This is a genomic window from Maribrevibacterium harenarium (assembly GCF_006385675.1).
Taxonomy (GTDB): domain Bacteria; phylum Pseudomonadota; class Gammaproteobacteria; order Pseudomonadales; family Marinomonadaceae; genus Marinomonas; species Marinomonas harenarium.
In genome coordinates this window covers 48,813-67,397 of record NZ_VFRR01000008.1, presented here as the reverse complement: position 1 = coordinate 67,397, position 18,585 = coordinate 48,813, and the positions used below count along the sequence as shown (strand labels likewise).

Sequence of the window (18,585 nt, the reverse complement as noted above, 5' to 3'; positions counted from 1 at the left end):
GCTGGACGTTTGTCCATCGTTGTAAATTTTTTGAAAAGTACAGTGTCATGAATGCCGCGCCGCTCCTAGTTTCCTTTAATTCCCTAAGTAAATTCCTAGATGCTCTTCCAGAGAAGCATCGTGAGAACAATGGCGACCAAATCGAGAGCTTAGTTGATAAGTCCCTCCCTCCCGTTGTATCAGAAACGTGTTTAGCGGTGTTGTTTGGTTATTCTCTTGATTTTGTCTATGCCTTGTCTAAAAAGCAGCACAAGTTTTATCGAAGCTTTAAGATCCAACAAGGTAAGAAAGTTCGAACGATCCACTCGCCTAGAGTAGCCCTAAAAGTAGTGCAAAAGTGGTTTGGTGCACACTTAAGTAACGCTGTGTCATTTGAATCTCATGTATGTGGTTTCGTGAAAGGAAAGTCATTTGCGGATGCAGCTAAAATTCATCAAGGTGCTAAGTGGGTCTACTCTGTAGACATTGAAGATTTTTTTCCGTCTATTTCAACCTTTCAAATATCTAATGCTTTGGAAAGCGTAGGGTATTCAAAAGATGCCGCTCAACTACTAGCTGACATTAGCTCACTTAACTTTAAATTAGCGCAAGGTTCGCCTGCTAGCCCCGTTCTATCAAATATTGTTATGAAGGACATCGACAAGCAATTGAAAGAACTTGCGAACCAATATGATTTGCAGGTTACTCGTTATGCTGATGATATTGTTTTCTCTGGAAAGGGCGTATTTCAGGAGGCGCTTCCCACTGAACTAGAAGCTATCTTCGAAGGGACGACATTTTCACTCAATAAGAATAAAACCTACTTTGCAGACTCTGAAAAAGGTCAGCGATTGAAAATTCATGGTTTGTTAGTTAAAGAAGATAAAATCACTCTAACTAAAGGTTACAGAAATAAGATCCGAGCATTTCGCCACATGGTCGAGCAAGGTAAAGTATCTGAAGATGATCTACCTAGGTTGAAAGGGCACCTGCGATTTGCGGAGTTTATTGCAAGCAAAAACGAAAATTAATTCAGTTTATTATTGCTAGGTGTCACCCGGAAGTTGCGGATAGTTCAATCGATAGCCTGAGTAAAAACCTAACAGAGAACGCTCTAGGCAAAAACATCGAGCTATTTGATACTTTTGATTTTAAAATCGCACCAACAACACCCCTCCCGCTACCCGTTAGATCAGCGCCCTGTGAGGGGTTACTCATTTTTCAGGCTTCTAATTTTTGGTACCGTAATGAGTTATGGCACCAAAATTCGCTTTCAACCACACATCATTCTCCGGCCCACAAAGGTGGTGCAGTAGAGCTAGGTTTATCTGGTGGCTGATCACGTTGCCGTTTCGTTTTTGGCTCTCCTTTCTAAAACCTCTCAGTAATAACCCCGTACATGATTTGCCCATTTGCTCTGGCGAACTGGGCAGGCAAAAGGCGCGGTTTTGCTGTTTGGGGTGCAAGGTAGCGCGCTTTCCTGTTTTAGACAAAGGCGTGATGCACCAAAAAATACAGGCGTTGGCCGGTGTGTTTGCTTGTAATGTTCTGGTTTGGCTCGTGTAATCCAAATATACCGGTAACAAATGTGCCGGTAACAAAACCAAGCCGCCTTGCGGGTGGCCATCAACCTCAGGTAAAGGTAGCCAATAGAGGTTTGGCCATTGCTCGGGGCTTTGCCATTTTTCTACGATCACTTGTGCGCCAATGCTATTTAGCCATTGGTGAATCGGGCAGCCTAGGTGCGCTTGTTTAACGCGCGGTAACTGATAGGTCAGCCAGCGGGTTAGGCGTTCGGCTGCATTATCGCACTGGCTTAATGCTGGGTAGAGGGTAAATGCGCCATGCCCAACCAGTAAAGCGACCACCTGCTGTATCCATTCTTTATCCCAATCGTTACCACTTGCCCATAACACGTCACTTATCACCTTGTTGGTTTTTCATGCCGTCTATTTTCAGTGGTCGGGTGCAGACGCGGTGGTGAATTAGATGAAAGAAATGGCCATCAAACTAATCAGTCAAATCAGTTTTTTATGATGACCTGTGCGCGGCTAACTGTTTGAAATATATCGTCCAATGCGGCTCTGTTTGGCAGCATTTGGCTATTGCAAAAAAATCCAGACGCCAAACGATCGTTTGCATTCTGGGTTTAAAAAATCAAACGGTTTGTACTTTGATGCCGAGGTTGGTTTAGGGTACAAAAAGTGCCAAACCTTGCTTTGAGCCAGTACCGGCAAGGCTTAGCAGCGTTGGATTTCAATCGAGAAGCCAAACAGTAAATGGGCTAATTTCCCTGTTTGGCGTTTCGATCCAAAAGCCAAACGGATAGTGGTTTTGGCGTATGGGGGTAAAGGCATGGGGACGTGTGTGCGCGAACACGCGAATGATTGCCCTGTAAAACCAATCGACAAAAACGCCAACTTGGTTTATATTTTTAAAATAATCTTAGTTTTTATAAACCAGAGGTCTGTATGATTGGAGAGCGCATAAAACGAGCCCGTGCAGCCGCTGGCCTGTCGATGCAGGCCTTGGGTGAGCAAGTTGGTATTAGTGCCAACATGGTTAAAAAATACGAGCACGACCAGAGTATGCCTTCGTCGGGAGTTTTACTTAAATTGGCGACGGCTTTGTCGGTTCGTACTGAATACTTCTTTCGCCCAGCACAGGTGACTTTGGGTGAGGTGGAGTATCGTAAAAAAGCCTCAGCTTCAGCTAAGTTGCTAAAGAAGATTGAGTCCGATGTGGTTGACCAAGCCGAGCGCTGGTTAGCGCTTAAAAATGTATGGCCAAACTTCCCGATAGCGAGTTTTAACTACCACCCCGACGTTCCTGTTGTAAGTACTTTAGACGCAGTAGAGCAGGTTGCCGCCAAAGTCCGTACTGATTGGCAGTTAGGTATGAATCCATTGCCAGACTTAATCGACTTGCTTGAGTCTAAAGGTATTTTGGTGATTGTCAGTAACGTACCCCAAGCCGATAAATTTGATGGGTTACAAGCCAAAATATCAGGACAGCCAATTGTTGTTGTGTCTTCTCATTGGCCTGGTTGCCGCCAGCGGTTCACATTGGCGCATGAGCTTGGCCACCTTGTTTTACATGGCTTACTCGATGAATCCCTTGACGAAGAGATGGCCTGCAACCGCTTTGCTTCTGCCTTTTTACTGCCCGAAGTTGGCCTTTTTCAGCATCTAGGAGAGCGACGTTCGAACGTAGACCCCAAAGAGCTATATTTCCTGAAACACGAATATGGCTTAAGCATGGCAGCTTGTTTGTATCGCAGTGCCGACCTTGGTGTGATCACCGAAGAGAAAAAACGCCAAATATTTATACAGTTCTCAAAAAACGGTTGGCGTAAGCAAGAGCCTGGGAATCCTTATCCACAAGAGCAGACATTATTGTTTGAGCAGTTGGTTTATCGTGCATTGGCAGAGGGAATTGTTAGTGAATCGAAAGCCGCTGAGCTGTTACAGATGTCAGTAATGGCATTGCATAAGCAACGCCAAATGTTGGCTGAGGCTGTTTAAATGTATTTGTTGATCAGTGATGCCAATATCCTCATTGATCTCGAAGAAGGCCAATTATTAGGCGTCTTTTTCAATTTGCCTTACCAGTTCAAAGTTCCAGATGTGTTATTCCACGAGGAGCTAAGCGATCAACATGGTTATTTACTCGAGTTAGGGTTGTTGTTGGGAGAGTTAAGCCCTGAGTCTATGATGTACTCATTTGAACTGAGGCAAAAGTATGCTGGCCCTAGCATGAACGATTGCTTTGCACTTGCGTTGGCGAAACAAGAACAGTGTCCATTGCTAACTGGGGATATGGCGCTTAGGAAGGCGGCTGAAAAAGAAGCGATAATAGTTCAAGGTACGCTATGGGTTGTTGAGCAGCTCGTCACCCATGGTGTATTGTCAGTTGAAGAAGCTCAAGCTGCCTACGATAAAATGGCAAAAGCTGGTCGTCGCTTACCTTGGGCGCTTGCAAAACAGCGTTTAACCCAATTATAAACTTTGCTAAGCCCCGATTGCCCCATTCCTTGGGGCGGTTCACATCCCTCTTATTCACCCTCTGAAGCTCGGCATATCAAGTGTTGCCCCATTGTCCCAACTGCCCACGGTAAGTGAGCAAATGGGGGATTGTTAGTTTCGCCTGATGGGCCTTTTCGGCATGCGGCTGCGTTTGCCATCGAAGAAGGCCAATACTCTGAACCAATAGAGTGATTCTTCATACCCCAAGCTGTGCGTTGGACGTGCAGGCGGGATGAGTCCCAGTTTGCGTCCTAGGCTGACAATCACGTAGAACGTGAGTTTTAGCGTCAGCCAAGGAGCGAGTACCACCAATGTCATCAGGCAATACCGAGTAAGTGCGTAGCCTATACCATGAGGTTGTTCGAGTAAGGCAATGCCAATACACCAACCAAGCCATGCCAGCATGGTGATTGGAAAGGTAATGGGGGCAAGTCGCATCATAAATTGCATGTTAGCGCCCTCCTGTGTGGTGTTGTGAAGCGGGCTCAAAGTTCACCAATGGTTCAACCACATCAGCCACGGTTTGATGGGCAATTCGGCGCTCTTCAAAGTAATCGTGGCGGTCGTAGATACCCTCAACGCCTTTTAGCTTATGGTTAAGACAGCGTTCGGCTACGTTGCCTGCAATGCCCAAAGAGGCGGCAAGGCTGCGAAAGGTGCGGCGCAAATCGTGTACGGTAAAGTGTTCAAGTTTGCCCATTTTATTGGGAGGCTGTTTTTTGCGCCCAGGCTCGCGACCAAAGAGCTTAGAAATGGCACGGTTTAGCGTATCTGGCCCCATATGTGGACGATGGCTTGCTCGTCTGGCTGGGAAAACATAAGGCGAGCCACAAGCGCGGATTTGCAACTCGTTAAACCAAGCAATGGCTTGGCGTGGTAAGGGAATGCTGATTGGCACGCCGGTTTTGCTGCGTTCTTTGGGCAGATCCCACACGCCTGTGGTTAAATCCATTTCACGCCACATGGCTTCGCACAGTTCGCTTTTGCGTACACCCAATACCAAAAACAGGCAGCAAGCGAGGTAGTTGTCGCGGCCAAAGCTATTGATATGGGTATGAAACACGCTAAAGGCGTAGTGAATCTCCTCTTTGCTAAGCATCCTGTCTTTACTGGACTCCACGCCCCCTGCATCGTCCACGGTAAATGCTGCGGCTGGGTTGTTCAGCGTTAAGTCGAGCTTTATCGCATGCCGAAACAGCTGCTTCATGTACATCAAGGTATCGTTGGCAATGGTAGGGCGGTTACTTTCTCGAATGCGCTCTAATACTTCGCGCACATGTGTTGGCCGCACAGCTTGGATAGGAAGTTGACCAATCACTGGTGCAATTTCTTTGGTAAAAACACGTTTGGGTATATTGGGGTGCTTTAACCGGCGACTTAAGTCTTTGGCATACCAGTCTTGAAACAGCTGGCTGACATTTTGGATCTCTGGGATGGTTTCAATAGCGCGAATTGCTAATGGATCTTCACCTTGCTGAAGTTGTAGCTGCATTTTAGACGATTCAAGTCGAGCCTCTGCTAAGGTCATACTTGGATATTGACCGAGCGTGGCTTCTCGTCGTCCGTTTAGGCTGGTATACCTTAGCATCCAATACGGCATGCCAGATTTTCTTACGCAAAAATATAGGCCATTACCATCACTGTATTTTTTGTTTGCTGCTGCGGTGCGAGCATAAGATTGCACCTGAGTTGCGGTTAGTTTTGCCATCGTTTGTTACTCTATATTCCTAAGAAATCGTTAAAATTTGCTCACCATTGCCCACCACTGTTTGTTTATCGATTGGTTCGATAGTTGAGTGATTGAACAATCTGCAAGCAGCACGATAAGTGGGGATGGCATAAGGCGGTGGTGAGATAGATGCAAAAATCTGCTCACCAGATACCTTGACTTTTTGCTTATTGAGTCAAAAAAACAGGTCCTGCCCACCATTTTGCCCACCACTTAAACAGCAACTGGTAACGGACATCTGCAAACCGATTTGGACGAGAAAAATAAAAAAGCCCTGTATTTACAAGCAAATAACAGGGCTTTTAAGACATTCTTGGACGGGTGAAAAACCTATTCGATGTTTTGAATCTGCTCCCGCATCTGTTCGATCAACACTTTCAATTCCACCGCGCTATTGGTCGTCTCAACCACTATCGATTTAGATGAAAGGGTATTCGCTTCCCGGTTGAGCTCTTGCATAAGGAAGTCTAGGCGGCGGCCAATGGGGCCTTTTTCTTTGAGTTGGCGGCGCACTTCTTTAGTGTGAGTGGCGAGGCGATCCACTTCTTCGGCCACGTCGGCTTTTTGGGCCAGCATGACGATTTCCGCTTCCACGCGCATGGGGTCGAGTTCGACTTTGGCGGCTTCGAGCTTATCCAGTAGGTTTTGTTTTTGCGCGGCGATGATGGTCGGTAGCTTCGCTTTCACATCGGCAACGATGGCGTCGATGGCGTCCAAGCGCTCGATGATGATGGCGTTGAGTTGTTCCCCTTCCCGGTAACGCACGCTGATCATGTCGTCGACGGCTTTGTTGAAGAGGGCGACCACCGCCTTTTTCATTTCATCGGCGTCGGCGCTGTCATCACTGAGGATGCCGGGCCATTGCAGAATCTGTAGCGGTGAAGGGGTTCTGATGCCATCGAACCATGTGCCTAGTTGTTTGACTGCGTTAGCCAGTGCTTGGGCGTTTTCCGCATTGATATTTAGGCTTTTGGCGGCCATGTCTTCCCCGTGGAAGCGCAGCTGGCACTCGACTTTACCGCGGTTGAGTTTTTTGCGTAGTACGTCACGGAAGCTAAATTCCAATTCACGGAATTGTTCTGGCAAGCGGAAGTGTGGCTCTAGGTAGCGTTGGTTGACCGAGCGGATTTCCCAGCTGATGGTGCCCCAGTCGTAAACGGCTTCTTGGCGTGAAAAGGCGGTCATGCTTGCGGTCATAGAGTTTCCCTTAGCTTAAGTGGTGACGTGTAAAAACGGGGCATAGTGTACCCCAATGGGGTGATGAACGTCAGGTTAGGGGCAGGCAATTTTGTCAGGGTTCGTTATAATCGGTGCCCAATGACTTCATGAATCAACAAAGAGAGACAAGTATGCGTCCTAGCGGTAGAGCAGCCGATCAGTTACGTCCGATGAAAATCACCCGCAATTTTACTAAACATGCGGAAGGCTCTGTGCTTATCGAGTGCGGTGATACCAAAGTAATCTGTACCGCCTCTGTGGTGCCTGGCGTGCCACGCTTTTTGAAAGGCAAAGGCCAAGGTTGGATCACGGCGGAATACGGTATGTTGCCACGTTCTACCCACAGTCGTATGGATCGTGAAGCGGCCCGAGGTAAGCAAGGTGGTCGTACCGTGGAAATTCAGCGTCTTATTGGCCGCTCTTTGCGTGCGGCGATTGACCTGAAAAAATTGGGTGAAAACACCATCACCATCGACTGCGATGTGATTCAAGCTGACGGTGGCACCCGCACTGCTTCTATTACAGGTGGCTTTGTGGCGCTGGCGGATGCGGTGAAAACTTTGGTGGAAGCGAAGAAAATCAAAGAAAATCCCATTGTGACTCAGATCGCTGCCATTTCAGTGGGCGTTTATAAAGGCGTGCCTGTATTGGATCTGGATTACCCTGAGGACTCCAACGCGGAAACGGATATGAACGTGATCATGAACGATAAAGGCGGCTTTATCGAAATCCAAGTTACGGCAGAAGGTGCCGCCTTCGGTGATGAGCATATGCTAGGTATGTTGGCCGTGGCCCGTAAGGGTATTGCCGAGATTATTGAGCTACAACGTCAGGCGTTGTTTAGCGAAGCGAAGTAGCCTTTCCATCGGTTAGTCGGACTATCACCAGATAGTCCAATAAAATGCGCAGTCTAGTTTCTAGGCTGCGCATTTTGTTTGGATTGACCGAGGAGGGGTTAGCGCTTAATGCTGCCCATCGGCGCAAACTCTGCCACGGAAAGTGGGGAGTGTTGTTCGATGTATTCCACTAATACATCCGCATCTACGTAGCCGGAGTTCACGTAGTTTGGGTGATCAGTAACTTTCGGGTAACCGTCACCACCACTAGCAGTGAAGCTATTCATGGCGATACGGTAGTTGCCCTGTGGATTCAGCGCGTTTCCGTTGATACGCACATTGGTGGCTTTGCCCTCTTTCAGGGTCAAGCTGACCCCAGCGAATTGGGCGAAAGCACCAGAGCCTGCCTCTTTTGCAGCAACCACGGCAAGGTAGTCGGCAAGCTCAGTCCCACTCATATCCACATAAGAGATCATGTTGGCGAATGGCTGCACTTGCAGTACAGATTTGTAGGTGATTACACCCGCTGGGATATCATCGCGAATACCGCCCGAGTTCATCACGGCCACATCGGCGTTTACCTTGTCTTTCATGGCGGTGGCGATTAGGTTGCCAAGGTTGGTTTCATTAGCACGAACCACGGCTCGCTCGCCCACTAGGCGTCCGTCCACTTGACCGATGGTGATGTTGAGTCGCTCCTGGCCTATCTCTTGGTAGGGGGTTAGCATGGCCAGCATGCTAGGGTCTTGGGCAATTTCCTGCTCGATATAGACCCGCTCACTGGTGCCATCGTCTTTGGTGATTTTCTTTTTCAGATTCACTGGAATCAAACGGTATTCGGAATCAACGATCTGACCATTATTAATGGTCAAGTCCAAACGTCCGACGTATTTCCCCCATTCATGGGCTTGCAGAATCAGGGTGCCGCTTTGTTCATCTGGCTCGAATAATGGGTTCTGGGAGTGGCCACCGACGATCACATCGATCCCCGGTACCGTGCGCGCTAAGGTCACGTCCCCCGGTGCATTGCCACCGTGGTTACCATCGTCATAGTGACCCATGTGGGTCACGGCGACTACTAGGTCTGCTTGCTCTCGCAATTGTGGGATCAAGGTCTGCGCTACTTCAATCGGGGACTTAATGGTAATCCCCTCTAGGTATTCAGGATTGCCGATTTTGACCGTGTCATCAGTGGTGAAACCTACAACTGCCACTTTTAGGTCATCCACTTGGAAGATTTTGTAGGCTTCAAACAAGGGTTTGCCAGTGGCGCTATCGAGCACGTTGGCGGATAGGAATGGGAAACCTGCCCATTCACGCTGTTGGCGCAGCACTTCCACTGGATTATCGAATTCATGGTTACCAATCGCCATGGCGTCATATTGCAGCATGGCCATACCTTTGAAATCTGGTTCGGCATCTTGCAGGTCTGATTCTGGCACACCGGTATTGATATCACCGCCGGAAAGCAGCAGGGTAGCACCATCCTCTAGCATGACTTCTTCACGGATATTGTCGATCAAGGTTTTACGGGCGGCCATACCGTATTCGCCATTGCTGTTTTGCCAGAAGCGACCGTGATGGTCATTGGTATGCAAAATGGTGAGGTGGTAGTCCGTATTAGCCTGCCACGCTGGCGTATAAGGATCAGTAGCGAGGCTACTACAGCCCGCTAGCAGGACGATGGAGCCGGTCAGGGCCCCCAGTTGTAGAAAACGATGAGTATTCATTTTGGTTCCTTGTAGATGATTTAAGAAAGTCGCTCTCTTGTTCTTGTGTTGGAGCGTTACCAAAACTTAATACATTTTTATGACAATATCGAAAAATTTGACCAAAAAGGCAGAAATAAAAAAGCCAGCCCGAAGGCTGGCAAAAGTCAGTAAGGTTACTGGAATGGATTACAGGTCGATACGTTGACCGGTGGCTTCGTCAAAGGCCACGGCTTTTGAGGTATCAAACATCAATTCGATCACTTTACCCGGTGCTGCTGGGTAAGCGGGGTTACAGCGACAGTTCACTTCCGCATCTTGGATACGGGTGATGACCATGGTGTCGGCACCCATTGGTTCGGTCACTTCCACTTCCACATTGGCGGTAGTGACGAACTCTGCCCCTTCTTTATGGGGTTGTGGCTCGGTGATCATCTCTGGACGTAGACCCAAGAGAATCGATTTACCCACATAGGCGGCCAATTTTTCGGCTTTCGGGAATGGCACAACCGTTGGTGCCGCCGCTTGCAGTTCAAGCGCGTAAGAACCGTTTTGCTCTACCACTTTCGCCGGTACGAAGTTCATCGCCGGTGACCCCATGAAGCCTGCAACGAAGAGGTTGGCTGGGTTGTCGTAGATTTCCTGTGGTGTGCCCAGTTGCTGTACTTCACCGTCTTTCATTACCGCAATACGATCAGCCAAGGTCATGGCTTCGATCTGGTCGTGGGTTACATAGACGATGGTGGTTCCCAGTTTCTGGTGCAACTTCTTGATTTCTGTACGCATTTCTACCCGTAGCTTGGCGTCAAGGTTGGATAGGGGCTCATCGAACAAGTACATTTTTGGGCGGCGAGCTAGGGCGCGCCCCATGGCCACACGTTGACGTTGACCACCAGACAGTTGCGCGGGTTTACGTTTTAGTAGGTGACCGATTTGCAACATGTCGGCCACCCGTTGCACTTCTGCTTCACGCTCTTCTTTGGGCACTTTACGCATTTCCAAACCGAAAGAGATGTTTTCGGCCACGGTCATGTTTGGGTACAGAGCGTAAGACTGGAACACCATGGCGATATCCCGGTCTTTCGGGCTTGCGAAGGTCACGTCTTTATCACCGATAAGGATTCGACCTTCAGAGACGTCTTCTAGACCGGCGATGGAATTCATCAGGGTGGACTTACCGCAACCGGAAGGCCCCACTAGGATAAGGAACTCACCCGCCGCGATGGAAATATTAATGCCTTTGAGGATTTCAGTTTGGCCGTAGCGTTTTTTTACATTATCAATCGTTAAACTTGCCATGATCTTTCTCCAAATTCTGTAGCACGGCCCGCCGGTGTTGTGGCGGGCTCGAGGATTAACCTTTAACGGAGCCCGCAGTTAGACCGCGAACGAAGTATTTACCTGCCAATACGTAAACCACCAAGGTTGGTAGAGCGGCGATGATGGCGGCTGCCATATCCACGTTGTACTGCTTACCGCCGAAGCTGGTGTTGACTAGGTTGTTAAGGGCTACCGTCACGGGTTGGGTGTCGAAGCCAGAGAACGCCACGCCAAATAGGAAGTCATTCCAAATTTGGGTGAACTGCCAAATGACGGTTACTACGATGATGGGTGTAGAAACCGGCAAAATAATGCGCCAGAAGATGGTGAAGAACCCAGCCCCATCCAAACGGGCGGCTTTTACTAACTCACCAGGGATCGACTGGTAGAAGTTACGGAAGAATAGGGTGGTGAATGCCACACCGTAAACCACGTGAACGAACACCAGACCGGTAGTGGTGTTAGCGATACCTAACCAACCCAAGGTACGCGCCATAGGTAGCAAGATCACTTGGAATGGAATGAAACAGCCTACCAGTAGCGCCGCGAAGAAAAGGTCACTGCCCTTAAATTTCCAATGGGAAATGACATAACCGTTTAGCGCCCCCAGCAAGGTTGAAATAGCAACCGCTGGCAACACGATTTGGAACGAGTTCATAAAGTAAGGGCCAATCCCCTCACACTGACCACCGGTACAGGCGCTGGACCAAGCTTTGCTCCAAGCATCTAGGTTTAGGCTGCCGGGTAAAGAAAGCAAAGTACCGGTACGAATCTCTTCCACATCCTTTAAGGACGTAAGCAACATTACCAAGAATGGCGCTAGGTAAATAAAGGCAACCGATAATAGCGTGGCATACAGGGCAACACGCAACACTTTGTCGAGTGTTGAGGTTTGGCGTTTTGCAACATTACTCATGACGCTCACCTCGCAATTCAGAGTACAAGTAAGGAACCAAGATGGCTAACACACAGCCCAACATCACCATGGCAGACGCTGCACCTAAGCCGATTTGGCTACGAGTAAAGGCGTGGGCGTACATGAAGTTCGCCGGTAGATCAGAAGAGTATCCGGGGCCACCGTTGGTCAAGGCTGCCACTAGGTCGAAGCTCTTGATGGCAATGTGAGACAAGATCACCAAAGCGCTGAAAAACACCGGTTTTAGGGATGGCAAAATAATGCGGCGGTAAGTAGTGAAGATGCTCGCGCCGTCCAGTTGCGCGGCTTTGATCATCTCACCATCGACACCACGAAGGCCGGCTAGGAACAGCGCCATAACGAAGCCAGATGCCTGCCAAACAGCGGCGATAACCAAACAGTACACCACCATGTCAGGGTCGGTGAGCCAGTCAAATTTGAAGTCTTCGAAGCCCAACTCGATCATCATTTTTTCGATACCGTTAGTTGGGTTCAAAAGCCACTTCCATGCGGTACCAGTAACGATGAAAGAAATCGCCATCGGGTAAAGGTAAATAGTGCGGATCGCGCCTTCGACACGAATTTTCTGATCCAAAAAGATGGCTAACATAACGCCAAGGAACAAACAGATCAGAATAAACAGACCACCGAACACGCCCAAGTTAGATAGGGCAACCATCCAGCGATCATTGTTAAACAGTTTTTCGTACTGATCGAAACCAACAAATTTATAAGTTGGCAGCATACGAGAGTTAGTAAACGACAGTACGGCGGTCCATATCATATAGCCGTAGATACACACGATTGTCGTCACGACAGTCGGTGCCATTACTAATTTGGGCATCCAGTCAGCCAAACTCAGGCGTGCAGGACGACCAGCCGGAGTCGCTGCGGACTCAGCTTTGGCAGCGTTATTGTTCATAATGGGTGCTCTACTAAAAGTCGGGGAGAGGTGAGGCCAGCATGGCTGGCCTCGGTATTAACAAGGATTACATGCTGGCTTTAACAGCGCGAGCTAGCTTATCAACCGCCTGTTCAGCTGTCATAGCGTCATCGTTGAAGTAGTTAGTGACTACGTCATAGATAGCGCCTTGAACCATTGAGTTCACTGCCATGCCGTGAGCCATACTTGGTACTAGGCCACCGGTAGTGGAGCTAGCCAAGAACGCGTCCATAGACGAGTGCGCACAAGAGTCAAACTTGTCGCGCGGCATGTTTAGACGAGCAGGGATAGAACCTTTGTTCAGGTTGAATGTTTCTTGGAACTCAGGCTCTAGAATCAAGCGAGCAAGGTCTTGCTGAGCTTTTTGGGCATCAGCGCCATCAACTTGGAACATCGCCAAAGAGTCGATGTTGAAGGTGAAAGATTCGCTGGTGCCTGGTGCTGGGTAACAAACGTAATCAACACCGGCTTTTTTACCTGCGGCGGTGAATTCACCTTTCGCCCAGTCACCCATGATTTGCATTGCTGCATCACCATTGATAACCATCGAAGTCGCCACGTTCCAGTCACGGCCAGAGAAGCCAGCGTCTACGTAGTCACGCATTTTCTTGAAAGTAGAGAACACATCAACCATGTCGGCACTGCGTAGGGTTTGCTCGTCTAGACCAACAAACGCCGCACTGTAGAATTGTGGGCCTTTTGCCAATGCGATGGCTTCAAATAGGGTAGCGTCTTGCCAAGCCTGACCACCGTGAGCAAGTGGTGTAAAACCAGCCGCTTTGATTTTTGGTGCTACTTCAAGGAATTGTTCCCAAGTCGTTGGGATGCCAACGCCAGCTTTTTTGAATACTTCTGGGTTAGCCCACATCCAGTTCACACGGTGAACGTTTACTGGAGCTGCTACATAGTGACCGTCGTACTTCATCACGTCGCTAACCACTTGTGGTAGTACAACGTCCCAGTCGCCTTGTTTAGCAACAGCGTCAAGATTGGTTAGGAAGCCTAGATCGCCCCACTCTTGGATGGTTGGGCCTTTGATTTGAGCACTGGCAGGAGGGTTGCCAGCAATAGCGCGGGATTTCAGAACAGTCATGGCAGACTCACCGCCACCACCTGCAACAGCAAAGTCTTTCCAAGTGTGACCTTCTTCTTCCATCAAGCCTTTTAGTACGTTGATAGAAGCGGCTTCACCACCAGATGTCCACCAGTGTAGTACTTCTACTTCACCAGCGTGGGCAGTGGCTGCAGCTACAGAGATCGCAAGTGTGGATAAACCGAATGCAATTTTTTTCATGATAGTAACCCTTGTTATTGTTATTTCGTCTAGGAAAACGCTTCGAGCTTTTGCTCATTTCAGTCACATTTAAGACCATCAAAATCTAGCAAAGACCTAACAACAAGGGGGTAAAGTAGAGCAACCTATTGTAACGAAGTCTTGCAGAACGTGCTTTTGTCGTCCTGCGTTAGTAGTTTAATAAAGCTAACTAGATGATTTTGAATAACTTTATACAACGGGATTGGGTGGTGAAAGTTAAGGCTTTGTTGCAAAAATAGGCCGGAGTTGAGAGCAAACAGGTTTGATAAAACGCAAGTTGGGCTAGTGTTGCCTCGATAAAACAGGAAAGATGCTCTACATTGTTCATCAATTACGAAAAATAACTAAACATCTGATCAGAGTTTGCTCGAAGTCAATTAGGGTAGTCGCTTCTGTAAGACAATAGCCGATCCCATGGGTTTTAGAGCATGTTGGGTTGGTCATGACTTGTGGCTTTGATAGATCAGCACGTATTTATGGTTGTGTCCCTAGAGCGATGTGGCTTTGGTTGGCACGTTTCGGAGAACACCGATGGAAAAGCATTTGATCTCCCTCTTAGTAGTGGAGAGTGATCGGCAAGGTAGCCTAGAACTTCCTAGTATTTTAGAGCAAGCCCGCCACACCCAGTTCAACCTTACTTACGTCAGTCAATTTGATGGGGCTGTCCGTCATCTTTTATCTAACCGTTACGATGCGGTGTTGCTGGATTATCAATTAGGTACTTACTCTGGCACAGATTTTCTCAAACATGCTCAGATGGTGGGTAGTGATGCTCCGATTATTCTTGTCGCTACGGGCGACGCTACTTTGCTTAGTGAGAATGATCTTTCCTTAGCAGCGGCCTTGCGCCAGCTCGGGGCAGCGGACGTGATTTTTAGGCAAGAACTGACACCAGCGTTACTAGAGCGCAGTATCCGCCACGCTCTTGAACAGCGCCAATCTCAACGTCAAATCGCTCACTTGCTCAAACGGGATGCCCTAACTGGCCTCGGCAATCGCTTGATCTTTGAAGAACATGCCCAGTTGGCAATCGAGCGCGCCCGCCGCAACGGCACCAACTTGGCGGTGATGTTTGTCGATCTCGATCGTTTTAAGAATATCAACGATACCTTAGGCCACCATATTGGCGACCTGCTACTGACCTTGTTGGGTAAACGGCTAGAAAGTGCTCTGCGCAAAAGTGATGTAATCGCTCGTATTGGGGGTGATGAATTTACCATTTTGCTTGATAACATTGATGTGGAAGCAATCGATATTCTGGCCCACAAAGTGTTGCATATCGTGTCCCGTCCGGCGGAGTTAGAGACACATACCTTGGAAATGGTAGCCAGTGTCGGCATTGCAATTTATCCGCAACATGGTAGTTCCGTCATGGAGTTGATGCAAAAAGCGGATATGGCATTGCATGAGTGTAAATCCCAGCAAAATTGCTCCTATCAAGTGTTTACGGATGAACTAGAGCGTCAACTACAGCACAGTTTGTCACTGGAACAAGCGATTCTGCGCGGACTAGAACAGCACGAGTTCGCTTTGCATTATCAGCCACAGATTCATATGCCTACTGGCAAGCTTATAGGCGTGGAAGCCTTGATTCGTTGGCCCCAAGCCGATGGTTCCATGTTGATGCCGGGGGATTTTATTCCTGATGCAGTACGCAATGGTTTGATCGTTCCGATTAGTTTATGGGTGTTACAGGAAGCCTGCCGACAGCAAACGTCCTGGGCTCGGCAAGGGCTGGATATTTGCGTTTCGGTCAATATCTCGCCAAAACATTTGCGCCACCCAGACTTCGAGCAGCAAGTCATTGAAGTACTTAATGATTACGATGTGCAGCCGGGTGGATTAGAGTTAGAGCTGACGGAAGAAGCTTTTGTCGAAGCGGGCATGACCACCAGTTTTGCCTTGCAGTCTTTGCGCCAGCGCGGAGTTCGTATTGCCATCGATGACTTTGGTACCGGCTATTCTTCCATGCGTTATCTCAAAGTCTTGCCCATTGACCGTATCAAGATCGACCGCGGCTTTATTTCTGGACAGCGGGGCAACCCATGCATATCTGACCCAACTATTACTCAAGCGGTGATCTTTTTAGCCACGGGGTTGGGCATGGAAATCATGGCAGAAGGTATCGAAACCACACAGCAGGCGGATGAGCTAGTAGCGCAGGGGTGTGAGTTGGGGCAGGGTTACTTCTATGCCAAACCTATGAATAGCGACCAACTACGGGAATTGCTGGTGGAACACTTAGTGGCGTGGTAGCCACAAACGAGCTTCTAAACCACCCTCTGGACGATTCAACAGACTTACCTCGCCACCGTGTGCTCGGGCGATATTACGGGCGATACTCAATCCTAATCCCATACCACTACGGTGAGGGGAGCGTTCAGGATCGAGTCGAGTGTAGGGCTGGAATACCTTGTCCAGCTTTTCCACCGGGATGCCGGGGCCGTGATCACATACGCGAATTAATAATTCGTTCTCGTTGTCTTCGATAAACAGATCCACCCGTTGACCGTAATAGAGTCCATTATCGATCAGGTTGCCAAGGCAACGTTTCAACGCCAGAGGCTTGCCGACAAACGGGCTTTGCATCTCTCCGAAGACTCGTACCCGGTAACCGGTTAGATTAGCGCCATGCTGCATATCTTTAATCATGCGCATCGCGTCTACTTCGACACGATTTTCGTGGATATCGGTCTCTTTCACACTCTGCAATGCCCCTTTCACCAGCATGTCTAGATCTTCTAGATCCCGTACCATGGCATCGCGCATGTCGTCATCATCCAACATCTCGGCCCGTAGTCGCAGGCGTGTAATAGGCGTCTTCAAATCATGTGAAATCGAAGCAAATAGCCGTTCCCGATCATTTAAATAGCGCTGGATACGGGACTGCATATCGTTAAAGGCATGGGCCGTGTGACGTACTTCTAAGGCACCATCTTCCGGCAGGGGTTTCCAACCCCCTTGGCCAAAGCGTTCAGCGGCTTTTGCCAGTAGTCCTAGTGGGCGGGTTACTCGACGTAATACCAATAGCGTCAGTAGTAGCACTGTTACAATTGAGATCACCATGGTGAACACGCGATCTTGGCTGAGTACCGAATTCCCCTCCAAGAAATAAGGGTCTGGCATGAGGCTAGCGAGGTAAAGCCAATCGGTGCTATTGATCGGGATTTGAATGACAACGATTGGCGGGGTCAGTGGTTTCACCAATAGGCTATGGTGGCCCCAACGCTCCGGTAAATCCACTAACCGGGTATGGTTGTTGATAACATGCAAATCGTCCGGGCTGGAAAAGGCAATCAGGCCATTGGTAATGCCCAACTGGCGTGCGAGGGTAGCGTGGATTTCCTCTTTGACAATGTCTTGCAGTGGCGAGGGCTCGATGGGGTTAATGCGAATTTCTTCTTTGTTTAGAGTGACAAAGAAGCGGGTGCCCCCCATATCTTGTAGCTGATCAATGACGATATGACGGTAGCTTTGTGGCAAAGAAGAGAAATAGCTTACCGTTGCGGCAATGCGAAACGCCATATGCTTGGACACCTCACGCACGGTTTCTTCGGTGTCGGATTCAAGCTGTCGTAGCCAGATGCTAGCACTGATCAGTTGGGCGCTGGCGACACCAAAGGTCATGATCAATAGGATCTGACCGGTTAGAGAACTGGCCCAGCGCCGTATCCGCTTACCCAGCGGCATAATCCGTGCTTTCCACTGAGGCGGTGAAAATATAACCCTTGCCCCGTACTGTCTTGATCAACTGGGGGTGTTTGGCATCTTCCCGCAGTCGCTGGCGTAGGCGACTCACATGCACGTCGATAAAGCGATCTAGGGGAGTGCTGTCGCGCCCACGGGTATTTTCAGCAATATATTCCCGGGACAGTATTTCCCCTGGTGACGTAACGAATAGCATCAGAAGGGCGTAGTCCGCACCTGAAAGGGGCTCTTTTTCGGCGCCATTGATGAGTAACTCTCGGGTCAGTGTATCCACTACAAATTCGTTGAAGCGCAGATAGCGTGCTTGGCTACTTGGTTCACTTGCAGGAGCAGCGGGTTCGGTGTGTTCCATACGGCGATGGATGGCTTTTATTCTGGCAAGCAACTCCCGCGGGTTAAAAGGCTTCGCCAAGTAATCATCAGCACCGATTTCTAAGCCGATAATACGGTCCATCTCATCAGAATTAGCGGTCAGCATAATGACTGGCACCTGTGATATGGCACGAATCGAGCGGCATACAGAAAAGCCGTCATCCCCTGGCAGCATAATGTCGAGAATCACCAGATCCACATCATCCTGAGTGGGGAAGTCCCGCATAAACTCCTCGCCAGAGGCGGCGGCACGAACAAGATAATTGTGTTTCTCTAGGTATGACTTGAGCAGGGTGCGAATTTCATCGTCATCATCGACTACGTAAATGCACTTGTTTTTCGTCATCAATCATTCTCAGTTTGGAAAGCCATAAGCTAATGTTAACGGAGTCTATCAATATTAACGGCTTTAACCAATTTATGGATGATAGCGAAAGGTAATTCCTGACCCTTTAATTAAATAAATTGAGTTGATTTATTTCTTGGTGTCTGCATACTTTTTGCCCAGCTCTAAT

The 18,585-nt window shown here is 48.7% G+C and carries 16 protein-coding genes; 5 read left to right on the top strand and 11 right to left on the bottom strand.

Features of this window, described 5'->3' with window-relative positions; all coding sequences use genetic code 11:
• The first annotated feature begins 47 nt into the window (after positions 1–47).
• Positions 48–1,010 carry a reverse transcriptase family protein gene (locus FJM67_RS06300; RefSeq protein WP_025515185.1) on the top strand — a complete coding sequence of 321 codons (963 nt, stop codon included), beginning with the start codon at positions 48–50 and terminating at the stop codon, positions 1,008–1,010.
• Positions 1,011–1,208: 198 nt separating this feature from the next.
• On the opposite strand, the gene FJM67_RS06295 is transcribed toward FJM67_RS06300, so the two are convergent.
• On the bottom strand, positions 1,209–1,895 hold the full coding sequence (locus FJM67_RS06295) for a hypothetical protein (protein WP_140587941.1): 687 nt from the start codon (positions 1,893–1,895) through the stop codon (positions 1,209–1,211).
• 555 nt (positions 1,896–2,450) lie between these two features.
• Between FJM67_RS06295 and FJM67_RS06290 the strand changes: the two genes are divergently transcribed.
• A complete protein-coding gene (locus FJM67_RS06290) occupies positions 2,451–3,503 on the top strand; it encodes a helix-turn-helix domain-containing protein (protein ID WP_011149253.1) in 1,053 nt (350 codons plus the stop codon).
• Positions 3,504–3,983: a PIN domain-containing protein gene (locus FJM67_RS06285; protein WP_140587940.1), complete on the top strand. Its 480-nt coding sequence runs from the start codon at positions 3,504–3,506 to the stop codon at positions 3,981–3,983.
• Between the two features lie 132 nt (positions 3,984–4,115).
• On the opposite strand, the gene FJM67_RS06280 is transcribed toward FJM67_RS06285, so the two are convergent.
• From FJM67_RS06280 to FJM67_RS06270, 3 genes are all read right to left on the bottom strand, one after another.
• Positions 4,116–4,454 (bottom strand): hypothetical protein, encoded by a 339-nt coding sequence (locus FJM67_RS06280; protein WP_140587939.1) that lies wholly within the window; start codon positions 4,452–4,454, stop codon positions 4,116–4,118.
• 1 nt (position 4,455) lies between these two features.
• Positions 4,456–5,712 carry a tyrosine-type recombinase/integrase gene (locus tag FJM67_RS06275; RefSeq protein WP_045610749.1) on the bottom strand — a complete coding sequence of 419 codons (1,257 nt, stop codon included), beginning with the start codon at positions 5,710–5,712 and terminating at the stop codon, positions 4,456–4,458.
• Between the two features lie 351 nt (positions 5,713–6,063).
• Positions 6,064–6,930, bottom strand: coding sequence for a YicC/YloC family endoribonuclease (locus FJM67_RS06270; RefSeq protein WP_140587938.1), 867 nt, complete (start codon positions 6,928–6,930; stop codon positions 6,064–6,066).
• Between the two features lie 152 nt (positions 6,931–7,082).
• Here FJM67_RS06270 and rph point away from each other — a divergent pair, with 152 nt between their 5' ends.
• Complete coding sequence (rph, locus tag FJM67_RS06265; protein WP_140587959.1) at positions 7,083–7,808, top strand: ribonuclease PH; 726 nt, start codon at positions 7,083–7,085, stop codon at positions 7,806–7,808.
• Positions 7,809–7,906: 98 nt separating this feature from the next.
• On the opposite strand, the gene ushA is transcribed toward rph, so the two are convergent.
• The 5 genes from ushA to FJM67_RS06240 form a co-directional block, all read right to left on the bottom strand.
• On the bottom strand, positions 7,907–9,517 hold the full coding sequence (gene ushA / locus FJM67_RS06260; RefSeq protein ID WP_140587937.1) for a bifunctional UDP-sugar hydrolase/5'-nucleotidase UshA: 1,611 nt from the start codon (positions 9,515–9,517) through the stop codon (positions 7,907–7,909).
• 168 nt (positions 9,518–9,685) lie between these two features.
• A complete protein-coding gene (locus FJM67_RS06255; RefSeq protein ID WP_140587936.1) occupies positions 9,686–10,795 on the bottom strand; it encodes an ABC transporter ATP-binding protein in 1,110 nt (369 codons plus the stop codon).
• A gap of 55 nt (positions 10,796–10,850) precedes the next feature.
• The gene (locus FJM67_RS06250) at positions 10,851–11,732 is read right to left on the bottom strand and encodes a carbohydrate ABC transporter permease (RefSeq protein WP_140587935.1); all 882 of its coding nucleotides are present in this window, start codon (positions 11,730–11,732) and stop codon (positions 10,851–10,853) included.
• The gene (locus tag FJM67_RS06245) at positions 11,725–12,654 is read right to left on the bottom strand and encodes a carbohydrate ABC transporter permease (RefSeq protein WP_140587934.1); all 930 of its coding nucleotides are present in this window, start codon (positions 12,652–12,654) and stop codon (positions 11,725–11,727) included. The genes FJM67_RS06250 and FJM67_RS06245 overlap by 8 nt, the downstream gene beginning before the upstream one ends.
• Positions 12,655–12,721: 67 nt before the next feature.
• Positions 12,722–13,969, bottom strand: coding sequence for an ABC transporter substrate-binding protein (locus FJM67_RS06240; RefSeq protein ID WP_140587933.1), 1,248 nt, complete (start codon positions 13,967–13,969; stop codon positions 12,722–12,724).
• A gap of 552 nt (positions 13,970–14,521) precedes the next feature.
• Between FJM67_RS06240 and FJM67_RS06235 the strand changes: the two genes are divergently transcribed.
• Entirely contained in the window at positions 14,522–16,246 is a 1,725-nt protein-coding gene (locus FJM67_RS06235; protein ID WP_140587932.1) for a putative bifunctional diguanylate cyclase/phosphodiesterase, read from the top strand.
• Here the strand turns inward: FJM67_RS06235 and FJM67_RS06230 are convergent.
• Both FJM67_RS06230 and FJM67_RS06225 read right to left on the bottom strand, forming a co-directional pair.
• Entirely contained in the window at positions 16,232–17,680 is a 1,449-nt protein-coding gene (locus FJM67_RS06230) for an ATP-binding protein (RefSeq protein ID WP_140587931.1), read from the bottom strand. The genes FJM67_RS06235 and FJM67_RS06230 overlap by 15 nt on opposite strands.
• Entirely contained in the window at positions 17,667–18,416 is a 750-nt protein-coding gene (locus FJM67_RS06225) for a response regulator (protein ID WP_140587929.1), read from the bottom strand. The genes FJM67_RS06230 and FJM67_RS06225 overlap by 14 nt, the downstream gene beginning before the upstream one ends.
• Positions 18,417–18,585 lie beyond the last annotated feature (169 nt).